This window comes from Pseudomonas sp. BYT-1, from assembly GCF_023611805.1.
Classification (GTDB): Bacteria; Pseudomonadota; Gammaproteobacteria; order Pseudomonadales; family Pseudomonadaceae; genus Aquipseudomonas; species Aquipseudomonas guariconensis.
In genome coordinates, this window is sequence record NZ_CP072559.1 from 719,177 (window position 1) to 745,029 (window position 25,853).

At 60.7% G+C, this 25,853-nt stretch carries 18 protein-coding genes, 2 tRNA genes, 2 rRNA genes and 1 pseudogene; 11 read left to right on the top strand and 12 right to left on the bottom strand.

Annotated features, from left to right (window positions below):
- The first annotated feature begins 36 nt into the window (after positions 1–36).
- Positions 37–1,314 carry an acetyl-CoA C-acetyltransferase gene (locus J5X93_RS03265; RefSeq protein ID WP_043207842.1) on the top strand — a complete coding sequence of 426 codons (1,278 nt, stop codon included), beginning with the start codon at positions 37–39 and terminating at the stop codon, positions 1,312–1,314.
- Between the two features lie 198 nt (positions 1,315–1,512).
- On the opposite strand, the gene J5X93_RS28425 is transcribed toward J5X93_RS03265, so the two are convergent.
- The 5 genes and pseudogenes from J5X93_RS28425 to J5X93_RS03285 all read right to left on the bottom strand — a co-directional run bounded on the left by J5X93_RS28425 (position 1,513) and on the right by J5X93_RS03285 (position 6,875).
- Positions 1,513–2,280, bottom strand: coding sequence for a methyl-accepting chemotaxis protein (locus J5X93_RS28425; RefSeq protein ID WP_372240773.1), 768 nt, complete (start codon positions 2,278–2,280; stop codon positions 1,513–1,515).
- Between the two features lie 90 nt (positions 2,281–2,370).
- Positions 2,371–3,516 (bottom strand): annotated as a pseudogene (locus J5X93_RS28430) (cache domain-containing sensor histidine kinase); the annotation flags it as partial.
- A gap of 119 nt (positions 3,517–3,635) precedes the next feature.
- Positions 3,636–4,040 (bottom strand): Cu(I)-responsive transcriptional regulator, encoded by a 405-nt coding sequence (gene cueR, locus J5X93_RS03275; protein WP_043207839.1) that lies wholly within the window; start codon positions 4,038–4,040, stop codon positions 3,636–3,638.
- On the bottom strand, positions 4,037–6,436 hold the full coding sequence (locus tag J5X93_RS03280) for a heavy metal translocating P-type ATPase (protein WP_090343080.1): 2,400 nt from the start codon (positions 6,434–6,436) through the stop codon (positions 4,037–4,039). Before J5X93_RS03280 ends, cueR begins: the two co-directional genes overlap by 4 nt.
- A gap of 52 nt (positions 6,437–6,488) precedes the next feature.
- Complete coding sequence (locus J5X93_RS03285) at positions 6,489–6,875, bottom strand: hypothetical protein (RefSeq protein ID WP_102081253.1); 387 nt, start codon at positions 6,873–6,875, stop codon at positions 6,489–6,491.
- Between the two features lie 144 nt (positions 6,876–7,019).
- On the opposite strand from J5X93_RS03285, the gene J5X93_RS03290 reads away from it, so the two are divergent.
- A complete protein-coding gene (locus J5X93_RS03290; protein WP_070572655.1) occupies positions 7,020–7,217 on the top strand; it encodes a heavy-metal-associated domain-containing protein in 198 nt (65 codons plus the stop codon).
- Positions 7,218–7,322: 105 nt separating this feature from the next.
- Positions 7,323–8,504 carry a multidrug effflux MFS transporter gene (locus J5X93_RS03295; protein WP_043207828.1) on the top strand — a complete coding sequence of 394 codons (1,182 nt, stop codon included), beginning with the start codon at positions 7,323–7,325 and terminating at the stop codon, positions 8,502–8,504.
- On the opposite strand, the gene J5X93_RS03300 is transcribed toward J5X93_RS03295, so the two are convergent.
- Positions 8,455–8,652 carry a hypothetical protein gene (locus J5X93_RS03300; RefSeq protein ID WP_080642059.1) on the bottom strand — a complete coding sequence of 66 codons (198 nt, stop codon included), beginning with the start codon at positions 8,650–8,652 and terminating at the stop codon, positions 8,455–8,457. The genes J5X93_RS03295 and J5X93_RS03300 overlap by 50 nt on opposite strands.
- 586 nt (positions 8,653–9,238) lie before the next feature.
- Here J5X93_RS03300 and J5X93_RS03305 point away from each other — a divergent pair.
- A complete protein-coding gene (locus J5X93_RS03305; RefSeq protein WP_043207826.1) occupies positions 9,239–9,952 on the top strand; it encodes an ArsR/SmtB family transcription factor in 714 nt (237 codons plus the stop codon).
- Between the two features lie 34 nt (positions 9,953–9,986).
- On the opposite strand, the gene J5X93_RS03310 is transcribed toward J5X93_RS03305, so the two are convergent.
- The 6 genes from J5X93_RS03310 to J5X93_RS03335 form a co-directional block, all read right to left on the bottom strand.
- Positions 9,987–10,937: an adenosine deaminase gene (locus J5X93_RS03310; RefSeq protein WP_102081251.1), complete on the bottom strand. Its 951-nt coding sequence runs from the start codon at positions 10,935–10,937 to the stop codon at positions 9,987–9,989.
- A 160-nt stretch (positions 10,938–11,097) separates the two neighbouring features.
- Positions 11,098–12,453 (bottom strand): 8-oxoguanine deaminase, encoded by a 1,356-nt coding sequence (locus tag J5X93_RS03315; RefSeq protein ID WP_043207822.1) that lies wholly within the window; start codon positions 12,451–12,453, stop codon positions 11,098–11,100.
- 118 nt (positions 12,454–12,571) lie between these two features.
- Positions 12,572–13,258, bottom strand: a complete 687-nt coding sequence (locus J5X93_RS03320) for an SDR family oxidoreductase (RefSeq protein ID WP_250034423.1) — start codon at positions 13,256–13,258, stop codon at positions 12,572–12,574.
- Between the two features lie 390 nt (positions 13,259–13,648).
- The gene (locus tag J5X93_RS03325) at positions 13,649–14,236 is read right to left on the bottom strand and encodes an IMPACT family protein (RefSeq protein WP_043207819.1); all 588 of its coding nucleotides are present in this window, start codon (positions 14,234–14,236) and stop codon (positions 13,649–13,651) included.
- 9 nt (positions 14,237–14,245) lie between these two features.
- Entirely contained in the window at positions 14,246–14,908 is a 663-nt protein-coding gene (locus J5X93_RS03330) for a TetR/AcrR family transcriptional regulator (protein WP_043207817.1), read from the bottom strand.
- 89 nt (positions 14,909–14,997) lie between these two features.
- Entirely contained in the window at positions 14,998–15,912 is a 915-nt protein-coding gene (locus J5X93_RS03335) for a LysR family transcriptional regulator (RefSeq protein ID WP_043207816.1), read from the bottom strand.
- A 304-nt stretch (positions 15,913–16,216) separates the two neighbouring features.
- Here J5X93_RS03335 and aptA point away from each other — a divergent pair, with 304 nt between their 5' ends.
- The 7 genes from aptA to J5X93_RS03370 all read left to right on the top strand — a co-directional run bounded on the left by aptA (position 16,217) and on the right by J5X93_RS03370 (position 25,733).
- Entirely contained in the window at positions 16,217–17,563 is a 1,347-nt protein-coding gene (aptA, locus tag J5X93_RS03340; RefSeq protein ID WP_250034425.1) for an omega-aminotransferase AptA, read from the top strand.
- A gap of 69 nt (positions 17,564–17,632) precedes the next feature.
- Complete coding sequence (locus J5X93_RS03345; protein ID WP_043207811.1) at positions 17,633–19,126, top strand: CoA-acylating methylmalonate-semialdehyde dehydrogenase; 1,494 nt, start codon at positions 17,633–17,635, stop codon at positions 19,124–19,126.
- 569 nt (positions 19,127–19,695) lie between these two features.
- A 16S ribosomal RNA gene (locus J5X93_RS03350) occupies positions 19,696–21,232 on the top strand.
- Between the two features lie 85 nt (positions 21,233–21,317).
- Positions 21,318–21,394: transfer RNA gene (locus J5X93_RS03355), tRNA-Ile, on the top strand.
- A 22-nt stretch (positions 21,395–21,416) separates the two neighbouring features.
- A tRNA-Ala gene (locus tag J5X93_RS03360) sits at positions 21,417–21,492 on the top strand.
- Positions 21,493–21,755: 263 nt separating this feature from the next.
- A complete protein-coding gene (locus J5X93_RS03365) occupies positions 21,756–22,784 on the top strand; it encodes an IS30-like element ISPsp8 family transposase (protein ID WP_050161940.1) in 1,029 nt (342 codons plus the stop codon).
- 58 nt (positions 22,785–22,842) lie between these two features.
- Positions 22,843–25,733, top strand: a 23S ribosomal RNA gene (locus J5X93_RS03370).
- The 16S and 23S rRNA genes sit together here with 2 tRNA genes alongside, the layout of an rRNA operon.
- The last annotated feature ends 120 nt before the right edge of the window (positions 25,734–25,853 follow it).

The window sequence follows — 25,853 nt, forward strand, 5'->3', positions numbered from 1 at the left end:
TGTACGGATCAAATTGTTTCAGAAGGAACATGCGCCATGGTTTCACCCCGCCGCGTCGCGATCCTGGGCGCAAACCGAATACCGTTTGCCCGCTCCAACGGCGTCTATGCCAAGGCTAGCAACCAGGCGATGCTCACCGCCGCGCTCGAGGGCCTCATTGAGCGCTGCCATCTGCATGGCTTGCGCCTGGGCGAGGTGGCCGCGGGCGCGGTGGTCAAACATGCCCGCGACATGAGCCTGACCCGCGAGAGCGTGCTGGGCTCACGGCTTTCGGCACAGACACCGGCCTATGACCTTCAGCTGGCCTGTGGCACGGGCCTGGAGGTGGCGCTGCTGTCGGCCAACAAGATTGCCCTCGGGCAGATCGACTGTGCCATCGCCGGCGGCGTGGACACCGCCTCGGACGCCCCGATCGCCGTCAGCCCGGGCCTGCGGCGCATCCTGTTGCAGGCCAACAGCGCCAGAACCTGGCCCGAGCGGCTCAAGCCGTTCCTCAAGCTGCGTCCCAGGCACTTTCTACCTGAACTGCCGCGTATCGAAGAGGCGCGCACGGGGCTGTCGATGGGCGAGCATTGCGAGCGCATGGCGCAGACCTGGCAGATTGGTCGTGCCGAGCAGGACGAGCTGGCCCTGCTCAGTCATCAACGTCTGCTGGCCTCGTTCGATGAGGGCTGGCATGAGGACCTGCTCACGCCTTACCTGGGCCTGGCTAGGGACAACAACCTGCGTGCGGACCTGACCTTGGAGCAGTTGGCCAAGCTCAAGCCCGCGTTCGACCGCAGCGGGCAGGGCACCCTGACGGCCGGCAACTCCACACCGCTGACCGATGGCGCCTCACTGGTATTGCTGGGCACCGAAGAATGGGCCAGGGAGCACGACTTGCCTGTGCTGGCGTATGTGGTGGATGGCGAGACCGCTGCAGTGGATTTCGTCACCGGTCACGAAGGGCTGTTGATGGCGCCTGTCTACGCGGTACCTCGGTTGTTGGCGCGTAATGGGCTGACCCTGCAGGATTTCGACTACTACGAGATTCACGAGGCCTTCGCCGCCCAGGTGCTGTGCACGCTCAAGGCCTGGGAGGATGAGGAGTACTGCCGCACGCGCCTGGGCCTTGCGCAGCCGTTGGGCGCCATCGATCGCAGCAAGCTCAATGTCAAAGGCAGCTCCCTGGCGACAGGGCATCCGTTCGCGGCTACCGGCGGGCGCATCCTGGCGAACATGGCCAAGTTGCTGGCCACGGCCGGTAAGGGCCGAGGACTGATCTCCATTTGCGCGGCGGGAGGGCAGGGGGTGACGATGATCGTCGAGCGGTGAGGGGCGGCTGGGGCTGCCGTGCAGCCCATCGCAGGCTGTCGCCAGCTCCCACTGGCGCAGTAGCCGATGAACCTTGGCTGTTAGGCTCCGTTGGGCTCCACACCTGGGCGTTGCAGTTCTAGCGCCCGCAGGTCGTGGCCCGTTCGCGGGCAATCGGAGGTGAAACCGCTGCTCCGATTGACCCGCTAAGGGCATGACTCAGGTACGGAACCTGCGCACCAGTGCATCCAGCTCATTGGACAGCCCCGCCAGGCTCTCGGAGTCCTGACGTGCGGCCTGGGCCAGCTCGGCCACCAACTGTGCATCGCCGTGGATCTGGCTGATGTGGCGGTTGATGTCCTCGGCCACCTGATGTTGCTCTTCGGCGGCAGTGGCGATCTGGGTGTTCATGTCGCGAATGATGTCCACCGACTCGCGGATCTGCCCGAAACTGTCACGCGCCAGGCCAATGCGGCTGACCGACTGCTGCGAGACCTCGAGGCTTGCGTGCATCTGCTCTGCGACCTCGGCGGTGCGCGAGGCGAGGTTGCCCAGCAGGCCGTCGATCTCGGCAGTGGAATCGGCGGTGCGCTTAGCCAAGGCGCGGACTTCGTCGGCGACCACGGCAAAGCCACGGCCTTGCTCGCCGGCGCGGGCGGCTTCGATGGCGGCGTTCAGGGCCAGCAGGTTGGTCTGTTCAGCGATCGAACGGATGGTGCCGAGAATCGACTGGATGGCATTGCTGTCGCGTTCCAGTTGCTGGATCGACTGGGCCGACTGCTCGATCTCCTGGCTCAGGCGGTCCACGCTTTGCACCGCCGCGTCGATCTGCTGCTGGCCTTCGCGGGCCTGCTGCTGGCCGCTGTCGGCCGACTGCGCCGCCTGGCTGCAGGAGCGGGCCACTTCGTTGGCGGTGGCGACCATTTCGTGGAAGGCGGTGGAAACCATGTCCACCGACTCGCGTTGGCGGCTGGCCGCTTCGCTCATGTCGCTGGAGACGCGGGTCGAGCTGCTGGAGGTATGCAGGATCTGCCCGGCGGCGGCGCCGATGTGCTGGATCAAACTGCGGATGGCGCCGAGGAACTGGTTGAACCAGTTGGCCAGTTGCGCGGTTTCGTCGCGGCCGTGGATCTCCAGGCTGCGGGTCAGGTCGCCTTCGCCCTGGGCGATGTCTTCCAGGCCGCTGCTGACGCTATTGATCGGCCGCACGATGAGTTTGGCGAAGGCCGCGCCGACACCTGCGAACAGCAAGGCCAGGACCAGGGCGATGGTGCCGATCACCCAGGTCAGGCGGGTGGTGGTCTGCATGACTTCGTCGTGGCGGATCAGGCCGATGAAGGTCCAGCCCGTCTGGGCGTCGGGATAGATGTTGGCCATGTAGCGTTCGCCGCCCAGCTCTACTTCGACCAGGCCCTTGTCGGCCTTGGCCAGGGTGGCATAGCCGTCGCCGAAGCTGTCCAGTTGCTTGAAGTTGTGGTTGGGGTCGCGCGGGTCGACGATCACGTTGCCGTTTTTCTCGACCAACATCAGGTAGCCGGTTTCGCCCAGCTTGATCTGCTTGAGCAGATCAGTCAGTCCATTGAGCGACACATCGATACTCACGACGCCGCCCAGGCTGCCCAGTGCGTTGCCCACCGCGCGTACCACACTGATCTGCACCACGTCGCCGGATGCCCAGTAGTAAGGTGCAGTGCGCAAGGTCTTGCCGGGGTTGGCCAGGGCCAGCTGGTACCAGGGGCGCTGGCGGGGGTCGTAGTTGGCGAAGGTGTCGTCGTTCGGCCAGCCGACGTAGCCGCCGTCGCTCACGCCGTAGGAGATGTAGGCGTAGCTGGGATGGGCCTCGGCCAGGCGGGTCATGAACTCGAAGACTTGTTTGTCCTGCTCGCCCAGCTCCCGGGTCGGGTTGGCGGTCAGGTACTTGTTCAGGTTGTTGCCGGTCGCTGCGACCACCGGTTGCGCCGCAATGTAGTTCACGTTCTGCTCGATGCCCTGGAAGAACAGGTTCATCGCATTGCCGACTTGGCGGATTTCCCGGCTGCTGTTGCCGAGGAAGTCTTCACGGGCTTCACTGCGCAGGTTGAGCACCACCAAGGTGGCCACGAGGACGATGGGCAGGCCCGCGATAATGGCGAAGGCCCAGGTCAGTTTTTGCTTGATGTTCATCCACGATCCCCGATTGTTTTTATCGATACCTGAGGCAGGTGTCTTAGACATCGGCAGCATTCGGCTTTTTTGTAGGGGAGTGCCCAGATTTATTAGCCAAAATCGTGTTTTGTGACCGATCGGTCATGATTTGCGCCCAGCCTGCAGCAGCGACCTAGGGCCGCTCCTGCAGAGCAGGATCAGGCGCAGCAGCTCTTGCCGTTGGCCAGGTCCTTGAGGATCGGGCAGTCCGGACGGTCATTGCCCTGACAGTGGGCAGCCAGGTCGCTGAGCGTGTCACGCAGACTGACCAGTTCCTCGATCCGCTTGTTCAGCGCCTCGATGTGTTGCATCGCCAGGGCTTTGACGTCTGCGCTGGCGCGCTGGCGGTCCTGCCAGAGGGTCAGCAGCTTGGCCACCTCCTCCAGGGAAAACCCCAGGTCACGCGAGCGCTTGATGAACGCCAGGGTGTGCAGATCGTCCTGTTGGTACAGGCGATAGCCACTGTCGCTGCGCACGGCCGGCTTGAGCAGGCCGATGGACTCGTAGTAACGGATCATCTTGGTGCTGAGCCCGCTGCTGCGGGCGGCCTGGCCGATGTTCATGGATGCTCCTGCGCGTTGTCGGTGGGCTTCCAGGTCTTGAGCCACAGAGCGTTGCTCACCACGCTGACACTCGACAAGGCCATGGCGGCGCCGGCCAGCACGGGGTTGAGCAGGCCGAACGCGGCCAGTGGAATGCCGATCAGGTTGTAGATGAAGGCCCAGAACAGGTTCTGGCGGATCTTGGCGTAGGTCTTGCGGCTGATCTCCAGCGCCGCAGGCACCAGGCGCGGATCGCCGCGCATGAGGGTGATGCCGGCGGCTTGCATGGCTACGTCGGTGCCGCCACCCATGGCGATACCGATGTCGGCAGCCGCCAGGGCCGGAGCGTCGTTGATGCCATCGCCGACCATCGCCACCACCCCGTCGCGCTTGAGCGCGGCCACGGTGGCGGCTTTGTCTGCGGGCAGCACTTCGGCATGGACATCATCGATCCCAAGAGCATCGGCCACGACCTTGGCGCTGCCCCGATTGTCGCCGGTCAGCAGGTGGCTGCTGATGTGTTGCGCATGCAAGGCTTCGATAGCGTGTCCGGCACCGGGCTTGAGGCTGTCACCGAAGGCGAACAGGCCCAGCACCCGCTGTTGCGGTTGGCGTTCGATCAGCCACGACAGCGTGCGGCCCTCGGCCTCCCAGGCTTGGGCCTGGGTGGCGAGTTCGCCAGGCGACAGGGTGCTTTCATCGAGCAGGCGGCGGTTGCCCAGGGCCAGTTCGCGCTCGCCGACACGCCCGGCGATGCCACGGCCGGTGAGCGATTGGCTGTCGGCCACTTGCGGCACGTCCAGGCCCTGTTCGGCACAGGCATCGAGCACGGCCTTGGCCAAGGGATGTTCGCTGCCGCGTTGCAAGGCACCGGCCAGCTGGAACAGTTCGCCGGTGTCGCCGTGGAGGGCTTGGCTATGGACCACGCGAGGGCTTCCTGAGGTCAGAGTGCCGGTCTTGTCGAACACCACGCGATTGACCGCGTGGGCGCGCTCCAGTGCCTCGGCATCCTTGATGAGGATGCCATGGCGGGCGGCGACACCGGTGCCTGCCATGATCGCCGCAGGCGTGGCCAGGCCCAGGGCACAGGGGCAAGCGATGACCAGCACGGCGACGGCATTGATCAGCGCGGTTTCCAGCGGCGCACCGGCCAGCCACCAGCCAATCAAGGTGATCAAGGCGATCACCAGCACCGCCGGAACGAATACCTGGCTGACCCGATCCACCAGCTTCTGGATCGGCGCTTTGGCCGCCTGGGCATCTTCGACCAGACGGATGATCCGGGCCAGCACGGTTTCGGTGCCCAGCGCCTGGGTACGGATCAACAGGCGGCCTTCGCCGTTGATCGCGCCGCCGGTGACGGCGTCGCCCGGCTGCTTGGGCACCGGCAGGCTCTCGCCGCTGATCAGGGCTTCATCGGCATGGCTGCTACCTTCGAGCACCTCGCCGTCGACCGGGAATCGCTCGCCAGGTTTGACCAGCACCAGATCCCCCAGGCGCAACTGGTTGATGGGCACGTCTTCCTCTCGGCCGTCGACCACCCGCACGGCCCGGTCCGGGCGCAGGGCTTCCAGGGCTCGGATGGCGCTGGCAGTCTGGCGTTTGGCGCGGCTTTCCAGGTACTTACCCAGCAACACCAGAGCGATCACCACCGCCGAGGCCTCGAAATACAGGTGCGGCTGCATGCCTGACGGGGCCTGGGCCCACTGGTACAGGCTCAGGCCATAGCCCGCGCTGGTACCCAGGGCCACCAGCAGGTCCATGTTGCCGGCACCAGCGCGCACGGCTTTCCAGGCAGCCACATAGAAGCGCGCGCCGAGGATGAACTGGACAGGCGTGGCCAGCAGGAACTGCACCCAGGCCGGGAGCATCCAGTGCAGACCGAAGGGTTGCACAATCATGGGCAGTACCAAGGGCAGCGCCAGCAACAGTGCGGCACCGACGGCCAGGCGCTCGTTGCGTAGGCGACGCTGGGCGTCGGCCTGGTCGTCACGTGCGGCCTGGGGCAGGCTGGCGCTATAGCCTGCCTTTTGCACGGCATCGATCAGTAGGGTGTCGTCGAGCCCCTGGAGGACTTCGAGGTGGGCGCGTTCGCTGGCTAGGTTGACGTTGACCTGCTCGACCCCCGGCACTTTGGCGAGGGCGCGTTCGACCCGGCCCACGCAACTGGCGCAGGTCATGCCGACGATCTGCAGTTCGAGAGTGCGGGTGGGAACGCCATAACCGGCCTCTCGAACTGCGTCGACGAGGGCGGGAAGGCTGTCGGCCGGGGCCTGGACCCTGGCCTGTTCGGTGGCGAGATTGACGCTGACCTGTTCAGCGCCGGTGACCTTGCGCAGTGCGCGCTCTACCCGGCCAGCACAGCTGGCGCAGGTCATGCCGGAGATCGGCAGGTCGAACGTGGTGGATGCGGACATGGCTCTCCTCCTTGGACAGGCCTTCAGCATCAACCTTGCCACACGGGGAAGGTCAATACCCCAAGCCGGCCTTCTTCAACTGCAGCCCATTGGCACCCATGGCGATGCGGTATTTGCTGATCTGTCCGGCCTGTAGGCTCAGGCGTGTGCTGCGTTGGTCTTCGATACCGGGCGCGCAGCCGGGCACCTGTCCTGGCAACAGGCGCAGGCGGACGTCCACCGGGCCGGGTGGCAAATTGAAGGAGGTGGACTGCTCCTGGAACAGACGCCCGGAGAGCTGGTCGTTGAGGTAGATGCCGATCTCGCAACTGGTGGCCACTTCCAGGCGTTCCCGGGAAATGATCAGCACGCTGTAGTCCGAGTTGCCTTCGGCGCTGGCTGGCGGCACCGCGGCCAGTGTGCCCAGCAATCCAACCAGGCCCAATGCTGCCCTGAACATGAAGAATCTCCTGCTTGCCAAATCGTCAAAGGCGCAGCTTGGCCGAGCCGCGCGCGGATTTCCAGCCCGGCCGGTCAACGCAATACTTGACCTTGCCATGATGGTAAGGACGAGACTGCGAAAAACCCCTGAAGGAGACACCCGATGCAAGTGTTCAATGTTCAAGGCATGACCTGCGGCCATTGCGTGAAGGCGGTAACCCGAGCGGTGCAGGCACAGGATGCGGCTGCCCAGGTGCAGGTCGATCTGCCGAGCCAGCAAGTGCGCGTACAGAGCCAGTTGGCTGCCGAGCAGATCCTGGCGGCGATTCGTGAGGAAGGTTACCAGGCTGAGCAAGCCTGATCGTCTGGGGGTGCATGGCGCCCCCATTTATTACAAAGGTTTTCAAGCTGATCGGGCCCAGTGCAGGTAGACTGACGCACTTGCTTAGCCAGCTATGGATTCCCGATGAACCTGCGAATAGTGTTGATCCTGGGCGCCCTCAGTGCGTTCGGGCCCCTGGCGATCGACTTCTACCTGCCCGCTTTCCCCGCCATGGCGCAAGCCTTCGGCACCGACGAGAAGCACGTCCAGACCACACTGGCGGCCTACTTCCTCGGCCTGTCGCTCGGCCAGTTGGCCTATGGCCCGGTGGCCGATCGCTTCGGCCGACGTACGCCGCTGCTGTTCGGCATCACTCTGTTCACCCTGGCTTCCCTGGCTTGTGCCTATGCACCGAACCTCCAGACGCTGGTGCTGGCGCGTTTCGTCCAGGCCCTGGGCGGTTGCGCGGGGATGGTACTGTCGCGGGCCATTGTCAGCGACAAGTGCGACCCGGTGGCCTCGGCCAAGGTGTTCTCGCAGTTGATGCTGGTGATGGGGCTGGCGCCGATCCTGGCACCGATGCTAGGCGGGGTGCTGGTCAATGTGTCGGGCTGGCAGTCGATTTTCCTGGCCTTGAGCCTGTTCAGTGCGGCTTGTCTGCTCGCGGTGAGCCTGGGGCTGCCGGAAAGCCTGCCGCCGGACATGCCTCGCCAACCGCTGTCCGGTGCCTTGCGCCAGTACCTGCGTTTGCTCGGTGATCGGGTGTTCCTGGGGCACGCTCTGACCGGTGGAATCGCCATTGCCGGTATGTTCGCCTACATCGCCGGCTCCCCCTTCGTGTTCATCAAGCTGTATGGCGTTCCCGCCGAGCACTATGGCTGGCTGTTCGGCACCAATGCCGCAGGCTTCATCCTCATGGCCCAGGTCAATGCGCGTCTGCTGGCCAAGCGCGGCCCGGCATTCCTGTTGGCGCGGGCGGTGTGGTTGTACCTACTGGCGGGCTTGGCGCTGCTGTGCGTCGCGGCGTTGCGGCCGGAGTCGTTGTGGCCACTGCTGGTGCCGTTGTTCCTGTGCATCGCAAGCCTGGGCTGCATCATCCCCAACGCATCGGCGTGCGCCATGAGCGGTCAAGGCGCCAGGGCCGGTAGTGCCTCGGCCTTGATGGGCTGCGCGCAGTTCAGCGTCGCTGCCGGCGCGGCAGCGCTGGTGGGCGTGCTGCACGATGGCAGTGCGGTGCCCATGGCCTTGGTGATCAGCTTGTGTGGCGTGCTGGTCGTCAGTGTCGCGATGTTGACTCGGCGCTTGCAGGCCAGGCGTCCCGCATGAGGGGGTGAGGCGCCTGCAGGCGACTTTCCAGCGTGGCAACGAACGAGCGAGCTTCGGCTTCGCTGCGGAAACTCACCACATGCTGATCGAGCCGGACTTGCCACGGGCAGTTGGGGTTGCGGTTCGAAGCACTGACGACAATCTTCATCGCGGCATACCTCCAATGGGCGGGAGCCGATGCAGTTTAGCGCTGCCACTTGCGGGTGCCATGGCTTGGTGCAGGCCTTCGGACTGACGGTCGTGCCTCTGGTCGGGGGGACGCCCGGTCGGTTCGGGCAATGTTCAGTAGCATGTGGAAGCTTCGCTTTGGCCTGCCGTACATGAGGAAGGTTTGCGTCGGTATTGTTTCCTGCATTGAGCTGAGACTGTCGGCCTCTGTGGGACCGCGTGCTCGCTGTCATGGGGCCACCGGTTACATGGCGCTCTGGCCGAAGCCTGGCGCAACGCCGCAAGCCTGGCCGAGGGTGATACCCCCCAATGCTGTTCTGCTCTGTGGACGCCGGCTGCCGGCGCAGGCGCAAGGCCTGTAGCGACTTATACTGGCTAGCCCGGCCAGTACCAGCGAGAGAGATTTCCCTGCCAGGGAACGGCAAGAGACTGCGTCGATTCGAGCGCGACCGGAGCGCCTTGCGTCGTTTGCGGGCTCCGGCGTATCCGTTCTTGCCAGTTCCGGCAGAGGTGCCACGCTGGCGGTTGGCCGATAGGAACCGACGTGATCATGCAGGGAGTTGGAAATGAAAGCAGTCAGCAGTATCGCCCAGATCGCCGGCCTGATGGCCGACCCCAAGCGCAGCGCCATGTTATGGGCATTGATCGACGGGGTCCCTCGCCCTGCCGATGAGTTGGCCCTGATGACCGGCCTGACCTCGTCGTCCGCCTGTGCGCACCTGTCGCTGTTGTCGTCGGCGGGTCTGCTCAGGCTGGAGTCACGTGGCCGCAAGCGGTATTTCCGTCTCGCCACGCCGCAGGTGGGAGCGGCGGTGGAAGCCTTGGCCAGTGTGCATCTCGAAAGCCGCGGGCAAGGAAACACACAAGCCACACCTTTGCAGGTGCCCATGTCCATGCGTCGGGCGCGCCGCTGTGGCGACCATCTCGGGGGAGAGCTGGCGGCCGATCTGCTGCATCGGCTGATCGTAGCCGGGTGGCTGGAAGGCACCCAGCAGCAGCCGAGGGTCAGCCTCGAAGGCCGGGCCCAATTGGCCGCTGTCGGGGTTTACACCGAGGCGTTGGCATCCGGTCAGAAGAACGGCTGCATGATTTGTCACTGCAATGAATGGAGCGATCAGGGGCCGCACCTGGGAGGCAGCCTGGGCCACGCTTTGTTCAGGCTGTTCCTGCAATCGGGTTGGCTGTGCGAACAGGAAGGCTCGCGGGCGTTGCAGATCTCTCCACTGGGCGTCCAGCAGATCAACCGTATCGCCCGCATGCCAGCCTTGCAGGTTGGCTAGGGGCTAGCCCGGGCGGGCCAGCCAGAGGGGCAAGCTATCGAACCAGGCGGGCGTCCAGGCTGTTTTGCGCCAGGCGTCGGGCTTGATCCTGGGTCATGCCCAGGTGGGTGTGCAAGGCATGGAAGTTCTCGGTGATATAGCCACCAAAGTAGGCCGGATCATCGGAGTTCACCGTCACTTTCACGCCACGCTCGAGCATGTCGAGAATGTTGTGCTGACCCATGTGCTCGAACACACATAACTTGGTATTCGACAGCGGGCACACTGTCAGCGGGATCTGCTCGTCGATGATGCGCTGCATCAGCCGTTCGTCTTCGATGGCGCGTACACCATGATCGATGCGTTGGACCTTCAGCAGGTCGAGGGCTTCCCAGATGTACTCGGGCGGGCCTTCCTCACCGGCATGGGCGACGGTCAGGAAGCCTTCGCTGCGGGCGCGGTCGAAGACGCGCTGGAACTTGCTCGGCGGATGGCCTTTTTCCGAACTGTCCAGGCCCACGGCGATGAAAGCATCACGCCAGGGCAGCGCCTGGTCGAGGGTCTGTTGTGCTTGCTCTTCGCTGAGGTGGCGCAGGAAGCTCAGGATCAGGCCGCTGCCGATGCCCAGCTGTTCGCGGCCATCCTTGAGGGCCTGGCTGATGCCATTGAGCACCACTTCGAAGGGGATGCCCCGATCGGTGTGGGTCTGCGGGTCGAAAAAGGGTTCGGTATGCACCACGTTCTGGGCTTTGCAACGTTGCAGGTAGGCCCAGGTCAGGTCGTAGAAGTCCTGCTCGGTTCGCAGTACATCGGCACCTTGGTAATAAAGGTCGAGAAATTCCTGCAGGTTGTTGAAGGCATAGGCGCTGCGCAGGGTTTCCACATCGGCCCAGGGCAGGGCGATCCTGTTGCGTTCGGCCAGGGCGAACAGCAGTTCCGGCTCCAGCGAGCCCTCCAGGTGCATGTGCAGTTCGGCCTTGGGCAAGGCGTTGAGCCAGTCATACATAGGTGTAGTCTCGATCAGGTACGGTTCGCGCCATTCTACAGGGCGTGCGCGGCAACTGCGCAGCCCGCTCATGACACAAGGCCGCCCCAAGGATCCCGTGTGGGCCCGTGGGGCTGCCTTGTGTCATGACGAGGCTGAGGGCTTCTGCCTCCGTGCAGGATCAGCCGGCGATCAGCTGGGCGGCAGCTTGGCGGTGGTCAGCAATCAGGCCTTGTACATCTAGGCCCTCGATCTGCCCGTCGATGACGCGCCATTGGCCTGCGACCATGACCCGGTCGGCGCGGTCGGCACCACACAGCAGCAGCGCCGAGAGTGGATCGTGGCTACCGGAGAAGCGCAGCTCGTCGAGCTTGAACAGCGCCAGATCTGCCTGCTTGCCGACGGCCAGCTCGCCAATGTCGCTACGTCCCAGCAGACGTGCCGAGCCTCGGGTCGCCCAGCCCAGGGCTCGCTCGGGGGTGATCTGCTCGGCGCCATAGCGCAGGCGCTGCAGGTACAGGGCCTGACGGGCTTCGAGGATCATGTTCGAAGCATCGTTGGAGGCCGAACCGTCGACGCCGAGGCCAACCGGTGCGCCGGCGGCTTCCAGTTCCACGGTCGGGCAGATGCCGGAAGCCAGGCGCATGTTCGAGCTCGGGCAATGGCAGATGCCGGTGCCGGCCTCGCCCAGGCGGGCAATTTCCTCGTTGTTGAAGTGAATGCCATGGGCGAGCCAAGTACGCGGGCCGAGCCAGCCAACGCTGTCCAGGTAATCGACGGTACGCAGGCCGAAGCGCTGCAGGCAGAAGTCCTCTTCATCGAGGGTTTCGGCCAGGTGGGTGTGCAGGCGCACGTCCAGCTCGTCGGCCAGGGCAGCGCTGGCGCGCATGATCTCGGGGGTCACCGAGAAGGGCGAACAGGGTGCCAGCGCGATCTGGATGCGTGCGCCATCGCCGCGCTCGTGGTAGCTGTGGATAAGTCGTTGGCTGTCGGCCAGGATCACTTCGCCCTGTTGCACGGTCTGCTGTGGCGGCAGGCCACCGTCGGCCTCTCCCAGGCTCATGGAGCCGCGGGTCAGCATGGCGCGCATGCCCAGCTTGCGCACGGCTTCGACTTGGACGTCGATGGCGTTGTCCAGGCCCTGTGGGAACAGGTAGTGATGGTCGGCGGCGGTGGTGCAGCCGGACAGCAGCAGCTCCGCCAGGGCGACCTGGCTGGCCAGCTCCAGCTTGGCTGGGGTGAGGCGTGCCCAGACCGGGTAGAGGGTTTTCAGCCAGGGAAACAGCGGCTGGTTGACCACCGGTCCCCAGGCGCGGGTGAGGGTCTGATAGAAGTGATGATGGGTGTTGATCAGGCCTGGCAGCACTACGTGCTCACGGGCGTCGAAGGTCTGGTCGCAGGGCTTGCTGGGTGTTTCGCCAAGGGCGAGCAGTTCGGTGATGCGGCCATCTTCGATGACCAGGCCGCCACGGGCGTCGGTGCCGTTGGCAGTGAAGATGGCAAGGGGGGATTTCAACCAGGTACGGGTCGCAGGCATGGTGCCGGCTCCTCTGAAAGTGGGTTCAGGTTAGCCAGCTCAGTGTTGCCCTGTCTGCTGATCCAGGTTCGCCGTGGGCGAGGCTCGCAGTCTACTGCCTCGCCACACGGCTTTCAATTCACCAGACGAGCGCTTCACCTTTGTAATTGATAAAGCGCAGCCCTGCATTGCCGCTTTGCGCCTTGACCTGATCGAGCATGCCACGGGTACTGGTGAGCACATCGATTTCGGCATTTTCGCCGCCCATTTCGGTCTTCACCCAGCCCGGGTGCATGGCCAGAACGCACAGGTCCGGACGCTGCAACTCGACCACGAAGCTGTTGATCATCGAATTGAGTGCAGCCTTGCTGGCCTTGTACAGGCAGATCTCGCCACCATCGGGAATGGTCACGCTGCCCAGGATTGAGCTCATGAAGGCCAGCACGCCAGTGCCCTCCCGTACCTGGCCGGCCAGGCGACGGGCGACGCGAATCGGTGCCACGGCATTGGTCGTGAACAGCTCGCCCAGCGCGGCGGTGCCTACTGTTTCCAGGTCTTGCGGCAGTGGGCCCATGACCCCGGCGTTGATGAACAGCAGATCCAGTACTTCACCCTGCAGGCGTTGACGCAGAGCATCGAGCTGGGCGGTGTCGTTCATTTCCAGGGTCTCGATGCGCACGCCAGGCACGGCGCGCAGGGCCTCGGCCTTTTGCGGGTCGCGTACGGTGGCGATGATGTTCCAGCCGTCCTCGTGCAGGCGTTGCACCAGGCCCAGGCCCAGCCCGCGGGAGGCGCCGATGATCAGGGCGGTTCTGGTAGTGGACATGAGGGGCTCCTTGATCTTTGAAAGTCGGGGGTATTGAGGATAATTCAGCGAACCGAATGCTGCCCGGTCGTGACTTGAACAAAAAATGACCATTCGATAGAAGGCCCGTGAATCCGGACGTTTGCTCCAGGGATGCACGGGTTATCCACAATCCCCTCCACATTATCTGTGAGCAAGGCAGCACGTGATTGCAGGTGCTTCAATCAGGGAAAGGGATCGCTGAATTGGGGATAACTTGCTGTTATTCAGGTGCTTGCGACGCTGTCATGAAAATGTGATCAAAATATGAACAATGCCCTGCAGGCCTTGTGGTGAAAGGGCTGTAACCGAATGCCCCAAGCTTATCCACAGGCGGACCCACAGTAGTTGTGAGCAACCGCAGTGCTTGGGTTACTCACAGGGCGCCAGGCGAATGCGTCCGCGGCTCAGATCCGCCAACTGTTGTTGCAGTGTCTGTAGATGCGCCTCGCCAACCGCAACCTGTAGGTCCACGCCGTTGGCAGTGAACTGTTCGTCCAATACCAGACCGTCGACTTCCGCCAGACGCAGCTTGAGTAGCGCCAGTTCACTGAAGGTACAACTGCAGTGGTACTCGCTGCGTTGGACAAGCAACCGCTTGGGCGCCTGTTGCAGGCATTTATTGGCCCCACCCCCGTAGGCCCGGGCCAAGCCGCCGGTGCCCAGCTGGATGCCGCCATACCAGCGGATCACCAGCACCACGACCTGGTCGCAGTCCTGCGCCTCGATGGCGGCCAGGATCGGCCGACCTGCAGTGCCACCGGGTTCACCGTCGTCGCTGCTGCGGTACTGGGCTCCGAGCTTCCAGGCCCAGCAGTTATGGGTCGCTGCCAGGTCGCTATGGCGTTCGATGAAGCTCATCGCCTCGGCGGCACTGGTGATCGGGCCGGCAAGGGTGATGAAGCGGCTCTTGCGGATTTCCTCGCGGAACTCGCAGAGGTCAAGCAGGGTAGAAGGCATAAGTCCGGGTCAGGCTGTGGGGGTGATGCCGCAGCCTTTGAGAATGATGTGGATAAGGTTGTTGCTGGCGTCTTCCATGTCCTGTTTGGTCAGGCGACTGCGCCCGGTGACCTGGCAGATCTGGGTCGCGAAGTCGGCGTAGTGCTGGGTGCTGCCCCAGAGCAGAAAGATCAGGTGGACCGGGTCGACGCGGTCCATCTTGCCAGCATCCATCCAGGCCTGGAACACCGCGGCACGGCCGCGGAACCATTCGCGGTAATCGGCGCTGAAATACTCGCTCAGGCAGTTTCCGCCACTGATGACTTCCATGGCGAAGATCCGCGAGGCCTGCGGGTTGCGTCGGGAAAACTCCATCTTCGTGCGGATGTAGTGGCTCAGCGCTTGGGCAGGGTCGTCCTCGACGCTCAAGGCGTTGAAGGTGCTGTCCCACAGCTCGATGATATTGCTCAGCACGGCGATGTACAGGCCAAGCTTGTTGGTGAAGTAGTAATGCAGGTTCGCTTTGGGCAGGCCGGCCTTCTGGGCGATGGTGTTCATGCTGGTGCCCTTGAAACCATGGCGGGCGAACTCGTCTTCGGCGGCCTGGATGATGGCCTGCTCGTTCTTCTGGCGAATGCGGCCTGCGGGTTTGCCCGAGAGGGGCGGACGATGCGCGGGAACTTCAAGGGTCATGGACGATTCCGTACGAGTCTGTGGCAACGGCTGCCGGACAGATTACCTTCCTCTGAGCACCTGACAAGCATTAGCGGCAGAGTCAGGCATCAACGTGTCGCAGCCAGGCTTTCCAGGAAGCTTTCGAGCACAAGGTTTGGACGCCGCCCCTTGCGTGTGACCCAGCTAAGGCTCAGGTCATAGAAGCGCTCGAGGGGCTTGAGTGCACGCAGGCGCCCCTGCTGAACCCAGAACATCGCGTAGTGGTCAGGCAGATAGCCGATGTAACGCCCGGTGAGGATAAGAAACGCCATGCCTTCGCGGTCCGATGCACTCGCCGTGCAGTGCAGCGCCTGGTAATGCGCCTGGATATCGGCTGGCAGGCGAAAGGTCGGCGCGATGGCGTCCTGGCTGTTTAGGCGTTCGTCGTCGATCTGCTGATCATCTGCGTAGAACAGCGGGTGCCCGACGGCACAGTAGAGCAGCGAGCGTTCGCTGTACAAGGGTTGGTACTCCAGACCCGAAAGCGGGCTGGTCTGTGGCACCACGCCGACATGCAGGCTGCCGTCCAGTACGCCTTGCTCGACCTGGCTGGGGGCGATCATGCGGATCTGGATGCGTACATCGGGGCCACGGTCCTTGAGTTCTGCCAGGGCATGGGTAATGCGCATGTGCGGCAGAGTCACCAGGTTGTCGGTCAGGCCGATGTTCAGCTCGCCGCGCAGATGCTGGTGCAGGCCGTTGACCTCGGTGCGAAAGGTTTCCAGGGCGCTGAGCAGTTGCAGGGCCGAGTGATAAACCTCCCGGCCTTCCTCGGTCAGTGAGAAACCGGCGCGGCCCCGTTGGCACAGACGCAGGCCCAGGCGCTGCTCCAGGTCGTTCATCTGCTGGCTGATCGCCGAGCGGCCGATGCCAAGAACGTTCTCGGCGGCGGAAAAACCTCCGCATTCCACGACGCTGCGGTAGATCTTCAGCAGGCGGATATCGAAGTCGCTGACTTGGGCAAGGGGCTGTGGGCGTTTCACGGGAAGCCTTCAATGGAGTGAGTCAGGGGCGCAACCTTAACCAAACCCTGTGCATAAATCAGTCGGCGAGCTGCAACCGTTCATTGCATATCTGCCTGCCCAGGCCCCTGACGGACGGATACCGGCGTATCGACCAAGTAATTGATCAGTAGCGGGTTATTGGTATGTGTTGATCTTGTCGAGCTTAAGTTTAGCCTGCATGAATCTAAAGATTAGAAAAGCGGCATTTTTCTTACGTTAGTCCCGTGACAACTTAGCTGCAACAACATCCATCGTTGCCTAATCGTCTTCCGAGGAACCGCCGATGAACATGCCCGCAACCGCCACCACCGGTATCGCAAGCCAGCTCAAGCTGGACGCCCACTGGATGCCCTACACCGCCAACCGCAACTTCCAGCGCGATCCACGCCTGATCGTGGCGGCCGAAGGCAACCACTTGGTCGATGACAAGGGCCGCAAGGTGTTCGATGCACTGTCTGGCCTGTGGACCTGTGGCGCTGGGCACACCCGCAAGGAAATCACCGAGGCCGTTTCGCGCCAGATGGGCGTGCTGGACTATTCGCCAGCCTTCCAGTTCGGCCACCCGCTGGCATTCCAGCTGGCGGAGAAAATCACTGAGCTGACCCCGGGCGACCTGAACCACGTCTTCTTCACCAACTCCGGTTCCGAGTGCTGCGACACCGCGCTGAAGATGGTGCGTGCCTACTGGCGCCTGAAAGGCCAGGCGACCAAGACCAAGATCATCGGCCGTGCCCGTGGCTATCACGGCGTGAACATTGCCGGTACCAGCCTCGGTGGCGTGAACGGCAACCGCAAGCTGTTCGGCCAATTGCTGGATGTCGACCACCTGCCTCATACCGTGCTGCCGGGCAACGCCTTCACTAAAGGCATGCCGGAAGAGGGCGGTATCGCCCTGGCGGACGAGATGCTCAAGCTGATCGAGCTGCACGATGCCTCGAACATTGCCGCCGTGATCGTCGAACCGTTGGCTGGCTCGGCTGGCGTTCTGCCGCCACCGAAGGGCTATCTCAAGCGTCTGCGCGAGATCTGCACTCAGCACAACATTCTTTTGATTTTCGATGAAGTGATCACCGGCTTCGGTCGTATGGGCGCCATGACCGGCTCCGAAGCGTTCGGCGTGACCCCGGACCTGATGTGCATCGCCAAGCAGGTCACCAACGGCGCCATCCCGATGGGCGCGGTGATCGCCAGCAGCGAGATCTACCAGACCTTCATGAACCAGCCGACGCCGGAATACGCCGTGGAATTCCCTCACGGCTACACCTACTCGGCCCATCCTGTGGCCTGCGCTGCCGGTATCGCTGCGCTGGACTTGCTGCAGAAGGAAAACCTGGTGCAATCCGCAGCCGAGCTGGCGCCGCACTTCGAGAAAGTGCTGCACGGTATCAAGGGCACCAAGAACGTCGTCGACATCCGCAACTATGGACTGGCCGGCGCCATCCAGATCGCCGCCCGTGACGGCGATGCCATCGTGCGTCCGTACGAGGCTGCAATGAAACTGTGGAAAGCAGGCTTCTATGTCCGCTTCGGCGGCGACACGCTGCAGTTCGGCCCAACCTTCAACACCCAGTCGCAGGAACTGGATCGCCTGTTCGACGCGGTGGGCGAAGCCCTGAACCAGATCGACTGATTTCTTCCGACTCTGACGGCAGGCGCATGTTCATGCGCCTGCATCAACCTTCTTTATCTGGAGTTTTGCATGAGCATCGTTCAGCACCTGATCAACGGCGAGCTGGTTTCCAAGGGTGAGCGCACCGCCGATGTCTTCAACCCGTCCACCGGCGAGAGTTCCCGCAAGGTCGAACTGGCCAGCCGCGCAACCATTCAAGAAGCCATCGACGCAGCCAAGGCAGCCTTCCCGGCCTGGCGCAATATGCCGCCGGCCAAGCGTGCCCAAGTGATGTTTCGCTTCAAGCAACTGCTGGAGCAGAACGAAGCACGTATCTCGCAATTGATCAGCGAAGAGCACGGCAAGACCCTGGAAGACGCTGCGGGTGAGCTCAAGCGCGGTATCGAGAACGTCGAGTTCGCCTGCGCCGCACCCGAGCTGCTCAAGGGCGAATACAGCCGCAACGTAGGTCCGAACATCGACGCATGGTCCGACTTCCAGCCGCTGGGCATCGTTGCCGGTATCACCCCGTTCAACTTCCCGGCCATGGTGCCGCTGTGGATGTACCCGCTGGCCATCGTCTGTGGCAACGCCTTCATCCTCAAACCGTCCGAGCGTGACCCGAGCTCGACCCTGTTCATCGCCCAATTGCTGCATGAGGCCGGCCTGCCCAAAGGCATCCTGAATGTCGTCCATGGCGACAAGGAAGCGGTCGACGCATTGATTGAAGCGCCAGAGGTCAAGGCCTTGAGCTTCGTCGGTTCGACGCCGATCGCCGAATACATCTATGCCGAAGGCACCAAGCGCGGCAAGCGTGTCCAGGCTCTGGGCGGCGCCAAGAACCACGCGGTACTGATGCCCGACGCCGACCTGGACAACGCCGTCAGTGCGCTGATGGGGGCGGCTTATGGTTCTTGCGGCGAGCGCTGCATGGCCATCTCGGTTGCCGTGTGCGTGGGCGACCAGGTCGCAGATGCGCTGATCGCCAAGCTGGAGCCGCAGATCAAGGCGCTGAAGATCGGCGCCGGTACCTCCTGTGGCCTGGACATGGGCCCGCTGGTGACCGCGGCTGCCCGTGACAAAGTGGTTGGCTACATCGATGACGGTGTGGCGGCTGGTGCCAAGTTGGTCGTCGATGGGCGTGGTCTGCGCGTGACCGGCCATGAGGATGGCTATTTCGTGGGCGGCACCCTGTTCGACCACGTCACGCCAGAAATGCGCATCTATAAAGAAGAGATCTTCGGCCCTGTGCTGTGCGTGGTACGTGTGAAGAGCCTCGAAGAGGCCATGCAACTGATCAACGAGCATGAATATGGCAACGGCACCTGCATCTTCACCCGTGACGGTGAAGCGGCGCGCCTGTTCTGCGACGAGATCGAAGTCGGCATGGTAGGGGTGAACGTGCCGTTGCCGGTACCGGTTGCCTACCATAGCTTCGGTGGCTGGAAGCGTTCGCTGTTCGGCGATCTGCATGCTTATGGCCCGGATGGTGTGCGCTTCTATACCCGTCGCAAGGCTATCACCCAGCGTTGGCCACAGCGTGCCAGCCATGAGGCTTCGCAGTTCGCGTTCCCAAGCCTGTAAGAGATAGAGCAAGCCCAAAAGCAAAACGGGGAGGCCGCCAGGCCACCCCGTTTTGCTTTTCAGCCGGATTAAGGTTTTTTGAAAATAAGTGTTGACGGGGTTTCGAATCCCCTTATAATGCGCCCCACTTCCGACGCAGTCGAAACGCAAAACTCCTTGATAATCAACGAGTTGAACGCTTCAGGTAGTGTCGGAAGGGCTTCGGTCTTCTGATCGGCAGCGGTGAAAAAGGCAGTTGACAGCAGGTTTTAACGCTGTATGATTCGCCTCCCGCTACGAGAGATCGCAGCGAGTTAAGCGGTTGAAGTTGAACGGGTTTCTCGGAAAAAACTTCAAAATAAACGCTTGACAGACTTAGAGGAAAGCGTAGAATGCGCGGCCTCGGTTGAGCAAAGCGCTTAACCAAATCGCTCTTTAACAATCGAATCAAGCAATTCGTGTGGGTGCTTGTGAGTACGGACTGATTGTCGCCAAGATTATCAGCATCACAAGTGGCCATGCGAGAAATCACATAGTCATTTGAGATTGCTGAGCCAAGTTTAGGGTTTCTTAAAAACCCAAGCAGTATTGAACTGAAGAGTTTGATCATGGCTCAGATTGAACGCTGGCGGCAGGCCTAACACATGCAAGTCGAGCGGATGACGGGAGCTTGCTCCTTGATTCAGCGGCGGACGGGTGAGTAATGCCTAGGAATCTGCCTGGTAGTGGGGGACAACGTTCCGAAAGGAGCGCTAATACCGCATACGTCCTACGGGAGAAAGTGGGGGATCTTCGGACCTCACGCTATCAGATGAGCCTAGGTCGGATTAGCTAGTTGGTGAGGTAAAGGCTCACCAAGGCGACGATCCGTAACTGGTCTGAGAGGATGATCAGTCACACTGGAACTGAGACACGGTCCAGACTCCTACGGGAGGCAGCAGTGGGGAATATTGGACAATGGGCGAAAGCCTGATCCAGCCATGCCGCGTGTGTGAAGAAGGTCTTCGGATTGTAAAGCACTTTAAGTTGGGAGGAAGGGCAGTAAGTTAATACCTTGCTGTTTTGACGTTACCGACAGAATAAGCACCGGCTAACTCTGTGCCAGCAGCCGCGGTAATACAGAGGGTGCAAGCGTTAATCGGAATTACTGGGCGTAAAGCGCGCGTAGGTGGTTCGTTAAGTTGGATGTGAAAGCCCCGGGCTCAACCTGGGAACTGCATCCAAAACTGGCGAGCTAGAGTATGGTAGAGGGTGGTGGAATTTCCTGTGTAGCGGTGAAATGCGTAGATATAGGAAGGAACACCAGTGGCGAAGGCGACCACCTGGACTGATACTGACACTGAGGTGCGAAAGCGTGGGGAGCAAACAGGATTAGATACCCTGGTAGTCCACGCCGTAAACGATGTCAACTAGCCGTTGGAATCCTTGAGATTTTAGTGGCGCAGCTAACGCATTAAGTTGACCGCCTGGGGAGTACGGCCGCAAGGTTAAAACTCAAATGAATTGACGGGGGCCCGCACAAGCGGTGGAGCATGTGGTTTAATTCGAAGCAACGCGAAGAACCTTACCAGGCCTTGACATGCAGAGAACTTTCCAGAGATGGATTGGTGCCTTCGGGAACTCTGACACAGGTGCTGCATGGCTGTCGTCAGCTCGTGTCGTGAGATGTTGGGTTAAGTCCCGTAACGAGCGCAACCCTTGTCCTTAGTTACCAGCACGTTATGGTGGGCACTCTAAGGAGACTGCCGGTGACAAACCGGAGGAAGGTGGGGATGACGTCAAGTCATCATGGCCCTTACGGCCTGGGCTACACACGTGCTACAATGGTCGGTACAGAGGGTTGCCAAGCCGCGAGGTGGAGCTAATCTCACAAAACCGATCGTAGTCCGGATCGCAGTCTGCAACTCGACTGCGTGAAGTCGGAATCGCTAGTAATCGCGAATCAGAATGTCGCGGTGAATACGTTCCCGGGCCTTGTACACACCGCCCGTCACACCATGGGAGTGGGTTGCACCAGAAGTAGCTAGTCTAACCTTCGGGGGGACGGTTACCACGGTGTGATTCATGACTGGGGTGAAGTCGTAACAAGGTAGCCGTAGGGGAACCTGCGGCTGGATCACCTCCTTAATCGAAGACATCAGCCTGCTGATGAGCTCCCACACGAATTGCTTGATTCTTTGAAGAAGACGATGCTGTAACGCGACCCTGTTATAGGTCTGTAGCTCAGTTGGTTAGAGCGCACCCCTGATAAGGGTGAGGTCGGCAGTTCAAATCTGCCCAGACCTACCATTAGCTTGGTGCAGATGACTACGGGGCCATAGCTCAGCTGGGAGAGCGCCTGCCTTGCACGCAGGAGGTCAGCGGTTCGATCCCGCTTGGCTCCACCACTTGCCGTTACCTGCAGAACTTAGAAATGAGCATTCCAACGTGAATGTTGATTTCTGACTTTTGTCAGATCGTTCTTTAAAAATTCGGATATGTGATAGATAGACTGATGACCACTTTCACTGGTGGGCCATCAGGCTAAGGTAAAATTTGTGAGTTCTGCTCTTTATTGAGCAACATGCGAATTTTCGGCGAATGTCGTCTTCACAGGGCGGCGGCAAAAACTGAGTGCAACACCTGACCTTTCCGGTACGGTGCTGCCCCTATGTCATATACCGAACTCAGCGTTGAAGAACGCGCCACCATCCAAATCGGCCACGCCCAGGGCTTCAGCCTGCGCAGGATTGCTCGCCTGATCAATAGGTCTCCTTCGACCATCAGTCGAGAGCTGCGCCGCAATCGAGATGTCTGTGGCAGCTACTCGGCCCGCGCGGCCCAGGAGCAGATGAAGGCCCGCCGCCAAGTCTGTCGACCGAGCCGAAAGCTGCTGCCGGGGAGCGAGCGCTTCGAACTGGTGGTTCATATGCTGCGTGAGCGTTTGTCTCCCGAACAGATTGCCGGCAAGCTGCGCCACATGAACATACCTAGCCTCAGAGATGCCTACGTCTGTCGCGAGACGATCTACAACGCGATCTATGCCCTGCCAGTGGGTGAGCTGCGTAAGGAGCTGATCATCTGTCTGCGCCAAGGCAAGACGACGCGCCGGCCGCGCTCTGGTGGCGTGGATCGGCGCGGCCAGATCCCCGAGATGGTCAGTATTCATGTGCGCCCGCCGGAGATTGAAGACAGGCTGATGCCGGGGCATTGGGAAGGCGACCTCATCAAGGGTAAGGCCAACGCCTCGTCCGTCGGTACGCTGGTGGAACGCACCAGTGGGTACCTGATGTTGGTGAAGATGAACGACGCGACGGCGACTTCGGCGCTGGAAGGCTTCAGCGCCGCGCTCAATAGCATGCCGCTGGAGATGCGCAAGAGCATGACTTACGACCAGGGCCGGGAGATGGCACGACACGCCGAGATCACCCAAAGAACCGGCGTGGCGATCTACTTTTGCGACCCGCACAGCCCCTGGCAGCGCGGCAGCAACGAAAACATCAACGGCCTGATTCGCCAGTACTTGCCCAAGGGCACAGACCTGTCGGTACATAGCCAGGAGGAGCTGGACGCCATTGCGCTGCAACTGAATATGCGACCGCGTAAGCGCTTCGACTTCAAATGCCCAATCGAAGTTATGGGCGAGGTGATGCAGAAGGCCATGGCTATGCGGCATGATGCTCCAGTTTCAATTCAATGACCGTGTTGCACTCAGCTCCTGCAACCGCCCAGTATAACCAGATTGCTTGGGGTTATATGGTCAAGTGAAGAAGCGCATACGGTGGATGCCTTGGCAGTCAGAGGCGATGAAAGACGTGGTAGCCTGCGATAAGCTTTGGGGAGTCGGCAAACAGACTGTGATCCAGAGATCTCTGAATGGGGGAACCCACCTAGGATAACCTAGGTATCTTGTACTGAATCCATAGGTGCAAGAGGCGAACCAGGGGAACTGAAACATCTAAGTACCCTGAGGAAAAGAAATCAACCGAGATTCCCTTAGTAGTGGCGAGCGAACGGGGACCAGCCCTTAAGTTGATTTGAGATTAGTGGAACGCTCTGGAAAGTGCGGCCATAGTGGGTGATAGCCCCGTACACGAAAGTCTCTTATCAATGAAATCGAGTAGGACGGAGCACGAGAAACTTTGTCTGAACATGGGGGGACCATCCTCCAAGGCTAAATACTACTGACTGACCGATAGTGAACCAGTACCGTGAGGGAAAGGCGAAAAGAACCCCGGAGAGGGGAGTGAAATAGAACCTGAAACCGTATGCGTACAAGCAGTGGGAGCCTACTTTGTTAGGTGACTGCGTACCTTTTGTATAATGGGTCAGCGACTTATATTCAGTGGCGAGCTTAACCGAATAGGGGAGGCGTAGCGAAAGCGAGTCTTAATAGGGCGTTTAGTCGCTGGGTATAGACCCGAAACCGGGCGATCTATCCATGGGCAGGTTGAAGGTTAGGTAACACTGACTGGAGGACCGAACCGACTACCGTTGAAAAGTTAGCGGATGACCTGTGGATCGGAGTGAAAGGCTAATCAAGCTCGGAGATAGCTGGTTCTCCTCGAAAGCTATTTAGGTAGCGCCTCATGTATCACTCCAGGGGGTAGAGCACTGTTTCGGCTAGGGGGTCATCCCGACTTACCAAACCGATGCAAACTCCGAATACCTGGAAGTGCCGAGCATGGGAGACACACGGCGGGTGCTAACGTCCGTCGTGAAAAGGGAAACAACCCAGACCGTCAGCTAAGGTCCCAAAGTCATGGTTAAGTGGGAAACGATGTGGGAAGGCTTAGACAGCTAGGAGGTTGGCTTAGAAGCAGCCATCCTTTAAAGAAAGCGTAATAGCTCACTAGTCGAGTCGGCCTGCGCGGAAGATGTAACGGGGCTCAAACCATGCACCGAAGCTACGGGTATCACTTAGGTGATGCGGTAGAGGAGCGTTCTGTAAGCCTGTGAAGGTGAGTTGAGAAGCTTGCTGGAGGTATCAGAAGTGCGAATGCTGACATGAGTAACGACAATGCGAGTGAAAAACTCGCACGCCGAAAGACCAAGGTTTCCTGCGCAACGTTAATCGACGCAGGGTTAGTCGGTCCCTAAGGCGAGGCTGAAAAGCGTAGTCGATGGAAAACAGGTTAATATTCCTGTACTTCCAGTTATTGCGATGGAGGGACGGAGAAGGCTAGGCCAGCTTGGCGTTGGTTGTCCAAGTTTAAGGTGGTAGGCTGAAATCTTAGGCAAATCCGGGATTTCAAGGCCGAGAGCTGATGACGAGTTGCCTTTAGGCGACGAAGTGGTTGATGCCATGCTTCCAAGAAAAGCTCCTAAGCTTCAGATAACTGGGAACCGTACCCCAAACCGACACAGGTGGTCGGGTAGAGAATACCAAGGCGCTTGAGAGAACTCGGGTGAAGGAACTAGGCAAAATGGCACCGTAACTTCGGGAGAAGGTGCGCCGGCGAGGGTGAAGGACTTGCTCCGTAAGCCCATGCCGGTCGAAGATACCAGGCCGCTGCGACTGTTTATTAAAAACACAGCACTCTGCAAACACGAAAGTGGACGTATAGGGTGTGACGCCTGCCCGGTGCCGGAAGGTTAATTGATGGGGTTAGCGCAAGCGAAGCTCTTGATCGAAGCCCCGGTAAACGGCGGCCGTAACTATAACGGTCCTAAGGTAGCGAAATTCCTTGTCGGGTAAGTTCCGACCTGCACGAATGGCGTAACGATGGCGGCGCTGTCTCCACCCGAGACTCAGTGAAATTGAAATCGCTGTGAAGATGCAGTGTATCCGCGGCTAGACGGAAAGACCCCGTGAACCTTTACTATAGCTTTGCACTGGACTTTGAGCTTGCTTGTGTAGGATAGGTGGGAGGCTTTGAAGTGGGGACGCCAGTTCTCATGGAGCCATCCTTGAAATACCACCCTGGCAACCTTGAGGTTCTAACTCAGGTCCGTGATCCGGATCGAGGACAGTGTATGGTGGGTAGTTTGACTGGGGCGGTCTCCTCCCAAAGAGTAACGGAGGAGTACGAAGGTGCGCTCAGACCGGTCGGAAATCGGTCGCAGAGTATAAAGGCAAAAGCGCGCTTGACTGCGAGACCCACACGTCGAGCAGGTACGAAAGTAGGTCTTAGTGATCCGGTGGTTCTGTATGGAAGGGCCATCGCTCAACGGATAAAAGGTACTCCGGGGATAACAGGCTGATACCGCCCAAGAGTTCATATCGACGGCGGTGTTTGGCACCTCGATGTCGGCTCATCACATCCTGGGGCTGAAGCCGGTCCCAAGGGTATGGCTGTTCGCCATTTAAAGTGGTACGCGAGCTGGGTTTAGAACGTCGTGAGACAGTTCGGTCCCTATCTGCCGTGGACGTTTGAGATTTGAGAGGGGCTGCTCCTAGTACGAGAGGACCGGAGTGGACGAACCTCTGGTGTTCCGGTTGTCACGCCAGTGGCATTGCCGGGTAGCTATGTTCGGAAGAGATAACCGCTGAAAGCATCTAAGCGGGAAACTTGCCTCAAGATGAGATCTCACTGGGATCTTGAATCCCCTAAAGGGCCGTCGAAGACTACGACGTTGATAGGTCGGGTGTGTAAGCGCTGTGAGGCGTTGAGCTAACCGATACTAATTGCCCGTGAGGCTTGACCATATAACACCCAAGCAATTTGCTTCTGCAGATTGCGGTGGTGAAGACGAAAGAACCGAAAGTTCGCAACCACAACGATCACATATCCGAATTGGCTGGAGTGTCATAAGACAGTCTGGCAAC